Here is a 13,082-nt window from a genome sequence, read left to right as displayed (position 1 = left end):
CGCTGTTTTTGGTGCTGATATCAGCGAACTGGTTAGTCTAAAGCGGCCTTAATGTTGGCTAAGGTCAGCTGAGCCGTATCGGTAAAGTTAATGTCAGCGGCGGCTAACACTTGGGGGTCACCGATACCAATGGACGTTTCACCGGCACCGTTGATGGATTGGACCCCGGCCGCGGCGTCTTCTACACCAATGCAAGCGGCAGGATCCAGATTCAGGATTTCTGCGCCCCGGCGGAAGATTTCAGGATCCGGTTTACCGTGCTTTAAACTAGCTGGGTCGACCGACTTCGTGAAGTAATCACTCAAACCTAATTTTTTCAAAACTAACGGTGAATTTTTGGACGCTGAAGCCAGCGAGAGCAAGTAACCCTGAGCTTTTAAGTCTTCCAGAAAGGCTTGAATGCCGGGTAAAATATTTGCCGGCGTCATCTGGTTAACGAGTTTTAAGTAGTTATCGTTTTTTTCGGTAGCGAGGGCGACCTTTTCTTCTTCGGTAAAATCATTTTCCTTGTGATCCTTAGCTAAGATCAGGTTAAGGGAATCCATGCGACTGATGCCCTTTAAAGCGTCGGCCAGCGTGTCATCCCACTTAACGCCGACCTTGTCGGCCACTTGGTGCCAAGCTTGACTATGAAAGACCGAGGTATCGGTAATGACCCCGTCTAAGTCGAATACAAATCCTTTAATCGCTGCAAATTTTGTCATGGTGGTTCCTCCTAGTTATTCACGTAGGCCACGGTTAGTGGTTTATTCGGTTTTAATTGATAAGTTTTACCAGCAACTTGAATCTCCTGCGACTGGTCGGCAACAACGCGGACCGCTTGTTGGGTCACGTCAAAGTCGTAGTGTACGCCCTGAAATAGGTGCTTGAAGTGCAAGTTTGACCACTGATCGGGTAGTTGCGGGTTAACGGTTAGGTGATTGCCTAACGGACTAACACCGCCAAAATTGCGGGTCGCTAAGGTCAGTGTGGCACCCATGACGCCGAGGTGGATTCCTTCGGCGGTCGTGCCGCCCTGAATGTCGTAATAGTCGGAAACCAGCGCCTCTGAGAAGAGTTGCCAAGCGTCGTCGTAGTTTTCATCCAGTTGATCTAAAACGGCGTACACGATGCGTGACAGCGTTGAACCGTGGGTCGTCCGCGCCAAGTAGTACTGAATATTATGGGTCAGATACTCTTTCGGGAGCTGGTACCCCATGGTTTTGATCAGGTTTTGAACGGTCGGCACGTCAAAGTTATAAAAGGCCATTAGGGCGTCGGCCTGTTTGGCAACTTGGTAAGCGTCGGGGGTTTTGCCCTCGGCTTTTAAGATTCGGTCCATTCGGGCAATGTTGCCATACTTTTGCCGGTACTTGCGAAAGTCCAGCGTCGGTAAGTTAAAGTAACCCGCAAACTGGGCGATCACGCCGCTGTGGTTGATCTCTAACGTTAATTTATGACTAATGGTCTCCATTTGGTCAGCCTGCACCGCGCTAAAGTTAGCGGCCTGCGCCGCTTGTTGATAAGCGTGGTCGCTGAGGGTCGCCCGCAGCGCTTTAATGGTGCTAAAGAGCCACGTGACCATGATATTGGTGTAGGCGTTGTTGGTTAGGCCGGGGTCGGTACTGTTGGGGTAGTTTTCATGGAATTCATCGGGTCCCATGACACCACTGATACTGTAACGCCCCGTTTGCTGATCATACTTGGCCTTACTGATCCAAAACGCAGCAATCGAAAGCAGCATTTCCATCCCGTAACGGTTCAGAAAATCCTGATCACGGGTAGCGTGGTAGTAAAACCAGACGTTATAAGCGATGTCTAACGAAACGTGACGCTGTAACCGGCTGTTGTCGGGATCCCACGTTTTAGTGATGGGATTCAAGTGCGTAAATTGGGACTGTTCGTCCCCCTTATGCGCGGATTGCCACGGGTACATCGCACCGTTAAAGCCCGCGTCCGTTGCGTTTTGACGGGCAGCGGGAAGTCGGCGGTAGCGGTATAACAGTAGTTGCTTAGCGAGTTCTGGGCGGTGCAAGGTGTAGAACGGTAAAATGAACATTTCGTCCCAGAAAACGTGGCCCCGGTAGGCTTCGCCATGTAAGCCCCGGGCCCCAACGGAAGCGTCTAACTGTCCGCTCTCAACGGCGGCTGCGGATACGAAACTGTGGTAAACGTTGACCCGCAACATGCGTTGACTCGTAATGTCGCCCTGGACACGGATGTCCGCAGCCTGCCAGGTTTGCGCCCAGTATGCCGTGCTGGCTTTGACCGTGTTGTCAAAACTGGACTGGTTTAACTCAGCACGCACTTTTTTCAGTTGGGGATCATCCTGAGCGTTGCTGGTGGCAATGACGACATTCTTATCAAACGTATAGGTTTGACCAGCTTGAACGGCTAACGAAACGGTCTGCCGGACGCCTTGAGGCTGCTGCTGACTGTCAAAGGCCCCTAAAGACTTAATGTCCGGACTACTTAGCTTGGCGCCCAACGTGTAGTTAACGTGGGAAGTCCGTGTTTGTCCGGACAGGAACACGGTGTCGGCGTGGGACTCAATGCCGAGCGTGTGGAGGTGTTGCTGGTCAAAAACATTATACCGACTTACATTACTGTTGACAACGCTTCCATCAATTTCGGAATAGATTTGTAACGAACCCGAAAAGTTGATGGGCGTTACCTGATAGCGAATGCTGTAACGGTGCCAGTCGTGCATGTTGGCAAGCTTTTGGGATTTAACGCGGAGCTGGTGACCGGAAGCGAGTTGGATGATTTTGGTCGTCGTTAGGATACCGGTCTTGAGGTCCAGACTGCGGTAAACGTCTTGCAAGTCGTGATGGTTGATGGTAAAGGGCGTCTGGTGATCAACCCCAAAAGTCATAAATTGGGCGTTGGGGAGGTTGACCAAGTCTTCGTTGGTGACGTCGTGGTCGTGGACCTTGGTCGTTTGCTGGTCAAAAACCCCCGCAACGTAGGTTCCGGGGTAATTATCTTTATCGGCGTGACTTTCCAAAAAGGCCCCGCGTAAACCAAAGTAGCCGTTACCGACGGTCAACATGGCTTCCTGGCCGTTGTTGCGAACGCCGTGGTACTGGCCGTAGTAGTCCAGGTGCCAGCGAAGGTAGTGGGCCTTCTCTTGAACGGCTTTGACAAGCCCGAGTCGACGTACGGTGGTCTGACTGACGACCGGAATGTTTAACAGGTTTGTTAACGCTAAACCAACGTCGATGCGGTCGTAGTTAACCCCAACGATCGTATCGGAAAACGGGTAATCCAGACCGTTATCAAGCACCGCGGCGTCAAATTTCAGTCCGGCTAGCCGGACCTTGATGTTTTCGAGGTTTTCACCGATGCTCTGTTCCGGATTATAGGCAATTAAATAGTGGGCCGTTGCCGGTTGGTCGGGAGCGGGATGGTAGGAAATATCCATCGCGTCATTTTCAATTCGTAATCTAATCAGTTGCATTAGTTCACACTCCTTAATTGGTTACTAAAAAATAGCAACATACATAGGAAAGAAAATAATCGTCCTAATATTAGCCTAGTCTCTTTTCAGAAAGCCTGCAAACAATGCGGCGTGAACCCGCGCGCTGACTGGCAAAAGCCGGGAACGTTTTTAAAAGTGAACGAACAAAACTGGACCGCTTGGCGGGTGCCGCAGCGGTCCAGTTGATCAGTACGTTAATCTAGTGGCTGGTCTAATAATTCTAAGTGGTCCATCGTCATCATTTGACGCACTTTAACGGCATTCGTTTGAAAGCGCAGGATGACCGGGTCCTTATAAGCGAGTCGGCGCTGAAACGCGTTTAGTTCCAAGTGCCAATCCTGGTCAAAAGCGTCGGTCCCCGCTAAGCTGAGTCGTCCGCGCAACATGACCGAGGAATAATCGTGTAAGTTGTAACAAAACAGACTGGCACGTTTACTAGTCTGAAGGTTTTGGGCCGTCGTGGTTTGACGGCTGGTATAGAAGAATAGTTCTTCTAAACGCCGACGGGTAGGTAACGGACTTAATGCCACCATGGTTGGAAAACCGTTGGGGTCGACCGTTGCGAGGGTAAAGACCGGGGCCGTCTGGATTAAGTGTAGCGCGGTCTGACGCGTCGTGTGTTGCATGGGTGAACACCCCCTTAGCAGTAGTATGCGCGAATTGGGGGTGAATGTCATACGTTATGATTTTTAGACGGAAAGGATTCGGTCCCGATGTGTATATAGATGTAAAAAAGTGTATAAAAAAATCAGCTTTCACGGTGGATAATCACGGCGTGAAAACTGATTAATGGTTTGTTATGGGCAGTCAGGGGATCGAACCCTGGACCCACGGATTAAGAGTCCGTTGCTCTGCCAGCTGAGCTAACTGCCCATGTCGTTGTTAGTTCGTAACAACTCAACGAAAAATATAATATCATGGATTTTGAGTTCTGACAATACTATTTTTGAATTTTTTTTCAAAAAGGCCGCTTTTTTATCAAAAAGATGGTGGCAGCGGTTACTTAAACGAACATAAAATTTCCCGGGAAATACTACGGCCACGCGGATTACCTTCAAAGAAAGCTCACGTTATTTGTGATATACTAAAAACAGTGCTGAAAATTATAACAGCCCACCTGACGCGGAAAAGATTTTATGAATTTCCGTAATTTATCGAAGAACCACCCAAATAAACTTAAAATGAACCTGTTTTCCCCTAAGGAGGAAGAATCGTTATGAAAAAAATCTTAGTAGTTGATGATGAAAAACCAATTTCCGACATTATGAAATTTAACTTAACCAAAGAAGGTTACGAAGTTCACGTCGCAGCCGACGGTGAAGAAGCGTTGCAAAAAGTTGACGAAGTGCACCCCGACTTGATCTTGTTGGACTTAATGTTACCTAAGATGGACGGTCTGGAAGTTGCTCGGCAAGTACGTAAAAACTACGATATGCCCATTATCATGGTTACGGCTAAGGATTCAGAGCTGGATAAGGTCCTCGGACTGGAACTTGGTGCCGATGATTACGTTACGAAGCCGTTTTCTAATCGTGAATTAGTTGCCCGGGTCAAGGCCAACTTGCGGCGGCAAGGGGCACCGGCGGCCCAACCGGCTGAAGTGGAAGAAAATTCCGACATTGAGATCGGTGATTTGGTCATCCACCCGGAAGCCTACATGGTTTCAAAACGCGGTGAAAATATTGAACTAACGCACCGGGAGTTTGAATTATTACACTACCTGGCACAACACATTGGCCAAGTCATGACGCGGGAACACTTGCTACAAACGGTTTGGGGTTACGACTACTTTGGTGACGTGCGCACGGTTGACGTAACGGTCCGGCGGTTGCGGGAAAAGGTTGAAGACAACCCGAGTCACCCGAAATGGCTAGTTACGCGCCGGGGGGTCGGTTACTACCTGCGCAATCCTGAAAATGAGTAGAGGTTGTTAAGCCGTGTTGAGATTTAAACGGAAAAACTTTTTTAAGTCGATTAATTTTAAGATTGCGTTAGTCTTTGCGCTGCTGCTACTGATCACGTTGGAAATCGTCGGGGCAATTTTTGTCCGGCAGTTGGAATCGACCAATATCCGTCAATTCAAATCAACAGTCCAGATTCCAACGTACGTTGATAATTCGTTAGCGGAACAGTTATCCTCCAGTAACACCACGAAGGCGAATGCACAAATCAAGACGATCCTCTCGAACTATAACTACACGAATATTGATGAAATTCGAGTCGTTGATAGTAAGGGGACCATTCGGGGAACGAACGACGTTAATGACCAGAGTGTTGTGGGTCAAAAAACAACCGACCGCAACGTTAAAAACGCCATTTATAATAATCGTTCCTACACTAAAAACACTTATGACACCCAAAATAACGGCCGTTATTACATTTCAATCGTACCGTTGTATACGTCCAGCTCGACGGGTAACAATAGTCAGTTAGTGGGGGTCCTGTACGTTCGGGCGAACATGAAGTCGGTTTACAGCACCATTAACACCATCATGGGGATCTTTGTGGCCGCGTCACTAGTGGCGATGGTGCTCGGGCTAGGCATTGCCATTATTATTGCCCGGGCAATTACCCGTCCAATCGAAGAAATGAAACAACAAACGCAACGAATCGCGCGCGGCGACTATGCTGGGCAGGTGCGAGTCTACAGTGACGATGAGTTGGGACAGTTGGCCAAGGCCATTAATAACTTGTCGATCCGGGTCGAAGAGTCCCAGGAATCAACCGAAGCGGAACGCCGCCGTCTAGATAGTGTTTTGTCCCATATGAGTGACGGAGTGATTGCGACCGATCGCCGGGGCAACATTACGATTATTAACGAAACGGCCTCTGATTTTGTGGACGTCAGTGCCGAAAAGGCCATCGGGAACTCGATTTTAGACGTTCTGAAGATCCGTGACGACTATTCGTTGCGGGATTTGATTGAGAACCAGGATGAATTGATGCTGGACTTTTCGTCAAACGACCGTGATTTGATCCTCAACGCCTACTTCTCGCTAATTCAACGGGAGTCCGGGTTTATTAGTGGTCTGGTCTGTGTGCTGCACGACGTTACTGAACAACAAAAGATCGATAATGACCGTAAACAGTTCGTTTCTAACGTGTCGCACGAGTTACGGACGCCGTTAACGAGTTTACGGAGTTACATTGAAGCCTTAAGTGATGGTGCGTGGAAGGATCCCGAAGTGGCACCGGGCTTTTTAAAGGTGACCCAAGAAGAAACCGACCGGATGATTCGGATGATCAACGAGCTGTTGAGCCTATCACGAATGGATTCCGGAACGACCCGGGTCGATATGGAACTCGTCAACATTAACGAGCTATTTAACTACGTCTTAAACCGCTTTGATATGATCCTGAAAAAGGATGATAATCCGGCTAAGTATTACACCATTAAACGTGAATTTACTAAGCGGGACCTCTGGGTAGAAATCGATACCGATAAGTTTACCCAAGTGTTGGATAATATTATGAATAACGCCATTAAGTACTCACCGGATGGCGGGGTCGTTACCTGTCGACTATTAGAGACTCATAACCAGGTCATTATTAGTATTAGTGACCAGGGCTTAGGGATTCCGCGGGCCGATCTAAACCACGTCTTTGACCGTTTCTTCCGGGTCGATAAGGCTCGTTCGCGGGCTCAGGGCGGGACTGGTCTTGGTTTGGCAATTTCTAAGGAAGTTGTTCAAATGCTAGGCGGTCGAATCTGGGTCGATAGTGAAGAAGGCAAGGGCTCGACGTTCTACATTTCGCTGCCCTACGAACCTTATGAAGAGGAGGATCTTTGGGATGACGACGCACAAGGTTAGACGTTTACTTTTACCGACCATACTCACCATCCTGGTGCTCCTGAGTGTTGGTTTGTCGGTCTATATCTGGATGAACCCGTCGCGTTACGAACGGGAAAGTAAGGTCAGTACCACGTCGTCGAACTCAACGTTAGCGACGCGGACGGTTGACGATATTTATTTGCCGACCCAGCTGATCCAAACCGATTCTAAGGGTAAACAGGCCCTGTTGATCAATAAGAATGTCAGTTTAGTCAGCCAGTTTAAAGAGCAGATCAGTAAGTGGGACGCCCGCAGTATTTCGAAGGTTCGGGTGACCTCGGCCAAGAGCTACACGGCACTGCTGAACGGGGAGGATTCGTACGTCTTGAACTTTCCGGACAGTGTGACGGTTAGTATGTTTAACACCGTCTTTAATCAGAACCTGCGGAATTTTCGGTCGTCAGAATTTAGCCGCATCGTGATTCCAATCCACGATACCGACCACTTGTATTTGTTAAATGATAACCACCATGAAATTTACAGCGTTCGTTTACAGAAAAAATCACTAAAGTCACTCAGTCAAGTGTTGGCGGCTGATAAGGTCAAGGCGATTACCGTTAAGATGACCTACGAAGCAAACGCGACCTACTTAGATTACGCTGAACCGGTTAAAATGCAGCAGTACAGCTATTTGATGAGCAAGTCCGCCGCCAGTGAAATTGCGAACCGGTTATTAGACGCGGACGGTAATTCAACGGTTTCCGTGCATAATCGGAGTGGCAAGCAGGAATATACGACCGGGAGTTTTAAACGGATGACCGTTAACCCGAAACTGGGAACGGTGTATTTTGAAGATTATAGTGATTCCGGTGATACCCGGAAGATGTCGTTTACGAGCCAGTTGCAGAAGAGTTATAAGTACCTAGTCTCGTTAGGTGTGCCGATGGATAACATCCGCTACTACGGTTACGATTCAACTAGTAGCAGTGTGATTTACCGCAGTTACGTTGAAGGTTTCCCGATCTTTAACCAGACGGAAAACGGCGACGTCCGCATTCAGTTAACGGCGAACGGGTTGGACCGCTACTACTTCTCGTTGTACAGCCTGCAAGTTCCGGTACCGACAACGGGTAACAAGCAGTCCGTGACGTTGCCAAGCTCCACCAGCGTTTTGAAGAAGCTGATCGCGGCGGGCTATAAGAATAGTAAGATCGGTAGTATTGAACTGGGCTACCAGTGGTCACAAAACAAGTCATCCAAACTAGTGATCGACCTGACGCCGACGTATTACGTTTACTACAATGGTAATTGGCGAACGTACACGTCGATGCTGAGCGGATCTTAAGGGGGCGGACGCATGAATTTTCGGAAAATTGAGTGGATTTTCTTAATTGCATTTGTGGTGCTGGACGTTTTCTTAGCATTCATGTTTGTGCAAACGAGTTCGACCACTTCGACCAAATCGTCCAGCGATACGGCGACAACCATTATTAGTGAAATGCGTGCGGATAACATTAGTTTTAAAAATCCCGACACGAAGGAAAGCACCGGGTATTACATTGCCGGTAACAACGAAAGTGGGTTAAAGCAACATTTGAGTCAGTTAACTGAACAGACGACTCGAATCCAAAGTACCGGTAAGTTGACGAGTACGTTACGGACGGCCCGCGACATGGATACGACGAACCTGAAAGCCGAGTTAACGACGTTTATGAAACAACCGTCCAATGTGATCCACGGTGACGAGTACGTGTACGACGCGGCCTTGTCGTCCAGCGGCGACTACGTGTTTGTTCAGAAAGTCGCGGATGGCGAGATTTTGACGGGGACGGGTCAGGTCCACCTGCTAGTCAATAAAAATAATCAGTTGACCGGTTATACGCAGAGTTACGTCAATAACGTTAAAACGTTGCGGGAAAAGGCCGTGACGATCAGTGAAAAAAAGGCCCTCGTGGCGTTGTATCAGTATAATCAAGTTTCGAATAACTCACGGATCGTGTGGGGCCGGCTGGGATATTCGCGGCTGCTGAAATTAAAGGACAGCAGCGTGTACGTGCCGACCTGGATCTTCGCGGTCCGGAGTAAAAATAGTTCCAACGTGAGTCTGCACCGCATCAACGCCTTTACCGGGGCGTCGATGAAGAGTGGGAGCACGACGAGTTCTACGGAAAACGAAACGGCTACGCTGGATACGGCGGCTGGTATGGTTTGGAACGGTGAATAACGCTAATGGATTGAATAAGGTTCGATTGTGAAAGCAACCGAACCTTTTTTAGACCAATTTTGAAAAACGCCGGTAAGCGGAGTGCTTACTTTTCAAGCCTGTTAAAAGCGTGTATCATATTAAGATAGTAGCGGATTTCAGAGATGGGAAGAACCTAATAATGGTATTAAAGTTAGCAACAGATGAAATGAAAGTGAGCGTTTTAGCGTCCGGCAGTACCGGCAACGTAACCTACATTGAAACGCCCGAACATAAGGTACTGGTCGACGCTGGTCTCAGCGGTAAAAAAATTACCAATTTGATGGCATCGATTGGCCGTGACATTAACGAGGTCGACAGCCTATTCGTCACCCACGAACATACCGACCACTGCCATTCAGCGGGAATCCTAGCACGTAAGTACGGCTTAGACGTTTACGCTAACCAGGGGACTTGGGACGCGATGGCCCATAAAATTGGGAAAGTACCGCCCGAACTATGTCACGTTTTTGATCCTAACACGACGCTCGGGTTGGGAGACCTTGACGTGGAATCCTTTAGCGTTTCCCACGACGCAGCCGAACCTCAATTTTACGAATTACACCACGCCGGGAAGTCATTCGTGATCATTACAGACACTGGTTACGTTTCTGAACACGTGGAAGGCGTGATTCGCGACGCCGACGGTTACTTGTTTGAATGTAACCACGACTTGGAAATGTTGCGGATGGGCCGCTACCCGTGGCCGCTGAAGCAACGGATCATTGGTGACGAGGGGCACTTGTCCAACGAGGACGGTGCCAACGCCTTAATGGACGTGATCGGCCGGCACACTAAGCGGATCTACCTGGGGCATCGGAGTCAGGACAATAATATGAAGTCGCTGGCCCATTTAACGGTGGCGTCGATGATGAAAGAACACGACTTCGGGGTCGAACATGATTTTCAGCTTTACGATACGGAACCCGAACAAGCGACAAAATTGGTGACCCTCTAAGCTGATTTAATATTTCCACTAATTTTCAGTCATAGAAAAATCATAATTGTTAGCTAAAATAGAACTTAAAAATCAGTACTAGTAGGGAGGGATCGCGTTTCGACGCGTCATTATGGCCAATAAATCATTGATCAAAGTTGCAGTTACCGCGCTGGTCGCCGGTTTAATCGGTGGGGGTGCGGCCTATGGTGGCATTAATTATTTCCAAAATAATAACGTCACCACGTCAACTACCAGTGTACCAACCGGCTCCAACAAGTCGGGTTCGACTTCCACGGCTAACGTTAAGGTTAACGTTAGCTCCCAAGCCACTAAGGTTTACAAAAATAATAAGGCTGCCGTGGTATCGGTAATTAATTTACAAAAACAGAGTACGTCTAGCGGTTGGAGTGGGATTTTAGGCGGTGACGACGGTTCGTCGGATAGCAGCGATTCCAGTTCCAGCTCTAGTTCTAACAGTAAGTTACAGGAATATAGTGAAGGTTCCGGTCTGATCTATAAGAAGAGCGGGAACGCCGCTTACATCGTCACTAACAACCACGTGGTCAGCGGTTCAAACGCGGTCCGGGTCATCATGAGCGACGGGACCAAGTTAACGGCCAAGCTTGTCGGGACCGATTCCGTTACCGACTTAGCCGTTTTAAAGATCAACTCGGCCAAGGTTACCAAGACCGCTAGTTTCGGTGATTCTGGCAGCATCGAGGTTGGGGAAACGGCCCTAGCCATTGGGTCCCCGTTAGGTTCCAACTACGCGACGACCTTAACGGAAGGAATCATTTCCGCGAAGAAGCGGACCGTGGCCACGACCAATACGTCGGGTCAGCAAACCGGTTACGCTTCAGTTATTCAAACTGACGCCGCCATCAACCCCGGGAACTCCGGTGGGCCGTTATTTAACTTAGCCGGCCAAGTAATCGGGATCAACTCGATGAAGTTGTCTTCCGATAGTTCCGGGACGAGTGTTGAAGGGATGGGCTTTGCCATTCCAAGTAACGAAGTCGTGAAGATCATCAACGAACTCGTGAAGAACGGTGAAGTGGTACGGCCAGCCTTAGGGGTCGCCACTTATAACCTGTCCAACATCTCGCAGAGTGACCGCAAGTCCGTCTTGAAATTGCCAACGAGCGTGACGAAAGGGGTCGTCGTAATGAAGACCTACTCCGGTTCACCAGCCAAGACCGCGGGCATTAGCAAGTACGACGTCATTACCGAATTGGGTGGTAAGAAGATTACCAGCTTAGCAACCTTGCGGACGGCCTTGTACGAGCACTCCGTTAACGATACGGTCAGTGTGAAGTATTACCATAACGGGAAGCTGAAGTCGACCAACATGAAGTTGACCGAAACTACCAAAACGTTAAATAAACAGAGCAACTAAAAATGAAGTTTTCATAAGTGCGTTTGAATGTGATGAGCATTCAAACGCACTTTTTTTATACTGGTACGGGCAATGAGCGTGGCTAAATCGGGATTATCAGTAATTGGTAAGCTTATCCGGCGGAGGAATTGGGCCTAAAAGGGGTCAAAACGTGAAAAACCGAAGAACGAATTTTCATTCAGCGTTAAAATCAACGATGAAACCGCTACGGCCAATTTAAAATCCGAACGAAATTAATCAGAATACAACCGACCATTTTTTGCAAGTTTTAAGATTGTGGAAAAGTGTGGATAACTTCGGGGATAAAAACGGATCAATATCTAGACCGTTTATTAACAGGCGCAACGGTAGGAATTAAGCTTGTTCAAAAGTTATCCACAAGCAGAAACCAAGCCTGTGGATTCAAATTCAAAAAAATATTTTTTGTTTGCAAGATACCTGATATAATGGGGTTTGTAACCGAACCCGGCGAACGAATGTTGCGGTGGAAAACTGTGGATAAGTCGGGTCGGACTTGACAAATGGGGTGTAAATAAATATTGTGGCGAACGTTCGTTCAACACAATATGTTGAGAAGTGAGTTATGCACCTGTGGATAACTATGTTGATAACTTGTGTAAAGGTGGGAAATCATGAACATCAAAATTATCTGTGTTGGTAAATTAAAGGAAAAGTATTTTAAACAGGGGATTGCGGAATATGCGAAACGGATGAGTAAATTTGCAAAATTCCAAATTGTCGAAGTCCCGGATGAAAAGGCTCCGGAGTCGTTAAGTAACGCAGAGATGGCTAACGTGATGGAAAAGGAAGGCGGTCGAATCCTTGAAAAGATTAAGGACCGCGATTACGTTTACGCGCTCGCTATCAAGGGTAAGGAGCGAACGAGTGAGGAATTCGCCGCTGAAATTGATAAGCTGACGACTTACGGCCACAGCGACATTGATTTTGTAATTGGCGGTTCGTTGGGATTAGCGCCAGAAGTGTTAAACCGGGCCGATACCCAGATCTCGTTTGGAAAGTTCACGCTACCCCACCAGTTAATGCGGCTGGTGCTGTCGGAGCAGGTGTACCGAGCGTTTATGATAAATATTGGGTCGCCGTATCATAAGTGAAGCTAAAAGTACCGTAATTCCTTGGTATGCATGGATTTGGGATGCGTACAAAGGTAAGGCACTTGTGCTGTGAATAGCTATTGGAAACGGTAGGTAAATCGTAAATAACAACTATACGTGTTGTGAATCTGTATTAAAATAAAGTGATTTATTTATAAA

The 13,082-nt window shown here is 48.0% G+C and carries 10 protein-coding genes and 1 tRNA gene; 7 read left to right on the top strand and 4 right to left on the bottom strand.

Annotated features, from left to right (window positions below):
• Positions 1 to 32 precede the first annotated feature (32 nt).
• The 4 genes from pgmB to D1831_RS06960 all read right to left on the bottom strand — a co-directional run bounded on the left by pgmB (position 33) and on the right by D1831_RS06960 (position 4,333).
• A complete protein-coding gene (pgmB, locus tag D1831_RS06975; RefSeq protein ID WP_125072216.1) occupies positions 33 to 704 on the bottom strand; it encodes a beta-phosphoglucomutase in 672 nt (223 codons plus the stop codon).
• Positions 705 to 715: 11 nt separating this feature from the next.
• Positions 716 to 3,439: a glycoside hydrolase family 65 protein gene (locus D1831_RS06970; protein WP_125072215.1), complete on the bottom strand. Its 2,724-nt coding sequence runs from the start codon at positions 3,437 to 3,439 to the stop codon at positions 716 to 718.
• Between the two features lie 215 nt (positions 3,440 to 3,654).
• On the bottom strand, positions 3,655 to 4,086 hold the full coding sequence (locus D1831_RS06965) for a pyridoxamine 5'-phosphate oxidase family protein (protein WP_125072214.1): 432 nt from the start codon (positions 4,084 to 4,086) through the stop codon (positions 3,655 to 3,657).
• A gap of 174 nt (positions 4,087 to 4,260) precedes the next feature.
• Positions 4,261 to 4,333, bottom strand: a tRNA-Lys gene (locus D1831_RS06960).
• A 343-nt stretch (positions 4,334 to 4,676) separates the two neighbouring features.
• Between D1831_RS06960 and yycF the strand changes: the two genes are divergently transcribed.
• From yycF to rlmH, 7 genes are all read left to right on the top strand, one after another.
• Positions 4,677 to 5,384 (top strand): response regulator YycF, encoded by a 708-nt coding sequence (gene yycF, locus D1831_RS06955; RefSeq protein ID WP_125072213.1) that lies wholly within the window; start codon positions 4,677 to 4,679, stop codon positions 5,382 to 5,384.
• Between the two features lie 13 nt (positions 5,385 to 5,397).
• Positions 5,398 to 7,272, top strand: coding sequence for a cell wall metabolism sensor histidine kinase WalK (gene walK / locus D1831_RS06950; protein ID WP_125072212.1), 1,875 nt, complete (start codon positions 5,398 to 5,400; stop codon positions 7,270 to 7,272).
• The gene (locus D1831_RS06945; protein WP_125072211.1) at positions 7,253 to 8,578 is read left to right on the top strand and encodes a YycH family regulatory protein; all 1,326 of its coding nucleotides are present in this window, start codon (positions 7,253 to 7,255) and stop codon (positions 8,576 to 8,578) included. The genes walK and D1831_RS06945 overlap by 20 nt, the downstream gene beginning before the upstream one ends.
• Positions 8,579 to 8,590: 12 nt before the next feature.
• Positions 8,591 to 9,457, top strand: a complete 867-nt coding sequence (locus D1831_RS06940) for a two-component system regulatory protein YycI (RefSeq protein WP_125072210.1) — start codon at positions 8,591 to 8,593, stop codon at positions 9,455 to 9,457.
• Positions 9,458 to 9,617: 160 nt separating this feature from the next.
• Positions 9,618 to 10,433: an MBL fold metallo-hydrolase gene (locus tag D1831_RS06935; protein WP_125072209.1), complete on the top strand. Its 816-nt coding sequence runs from the start codon at positions 9,618 to 9,620 to the stop codon at positions 10,431 to 10,433.
• Positions 10,434 to 10,545: 112 nt separating this feature from the next.
• Positions 10,546 to 11,811, top strand: coding sequence for a S1C family serine protease (locus D1831_RS06930; protein WP_125072208.1), 1,266 nt, complete (start codon positions 10,546 to 10,548; stop codon positions 11,809 to 11,811).
• Between the two features lie 632 nt (positions 11,812 to 12,443).
• Entirely contained in the window at positions 12,444 to 12,923 is a 480-nt protein-coding gene (gene rlmH / locus D1831_RS06925) for a 23S rRNA (pseudouridine(1915)-N(3))-methyltransferase RlmH (RefSeq protein ID WP_125072207.1), read from the top strand.
• Positions 12,924 to 13,082: the final 159 nt, after the last annotated feature.

It is taken from the genome of Lactiplantibacillus garii, assembly GCF_003885105.1.
Taxonomy (GTDB): domain Bacteria; phylum Bacillota; class Bacilli; order Lactobacillales; family Lactobacillaceae; genus Lactiplantibacillus; species Lactiplantibacillus garii.
Note: the sequence above shows the minus strand (reverse complement) of the source record. Positions and strands in the feature narration are given on the sequence as shown.

Bases quoted from the DNA above. Each gene is read 5' to 3' on its own strand.
- D1831_RS06945 (WP_125072211.1), top strand. From the start codon at position 7,253: ATGACGACGCACAAGGTTAGACGTTTACTTTTACCGACCATACTCACC.
- pgmB (WP_125072216.1), bottom strand. From the start codon at position 704: ATGACAAAATTTGCAGCGATTAAAGGATTTGTATTCGACTTAGACGGG.
- D1831_RS06935 (WP_125072209.1), top strand. From the start codon at position 9,618: ATGGTATTAAAGTTAGCAACAGATGAAATGAAAGTGAGCGTTTTAGCG.
- D1831_RS06965 (WP_125072214.1), bottom strand. From the start codon at position 4,086: ATGCAACACACGACGCGTCAGACCGCGCTACACTTAATCCAGACGGCC.
- D1831_RS06970 (WP_125072215.1), bottom strand. From the start codon at position 3,439: ATGCAACTGATTAGATTACGAATTGAAAATGACGCGATGGATATTTCC.
- D1831_RS06930 (WP_125072208.1), top strand. From the start codon at position 10,546: ATGGCCAATAAATCATTGATCAAAGTTGCAGTTACCGCGCTGGTCGCC.
- D1831_RS06940 (WP_125072210.1), top strand. From the start codon at position 8,591: ATGAATTTTCGGAAAATTGAGTGGATTTTCTTAATTGCATTTGTGGTG.
- yycF (WP_125072213.1), top strand. From the start codon at position 4,677: ATGAAAAAAATCTTAGTAGTTGATGATGAAAAACCAATTTCCGACATT.
- rlmH (WP_125072207.1), top strand. From the start codon at position 12,444: ATGAACATCAAAATTATCTGTGTTGGTAAATTAAAGGAAAAGTATTTT.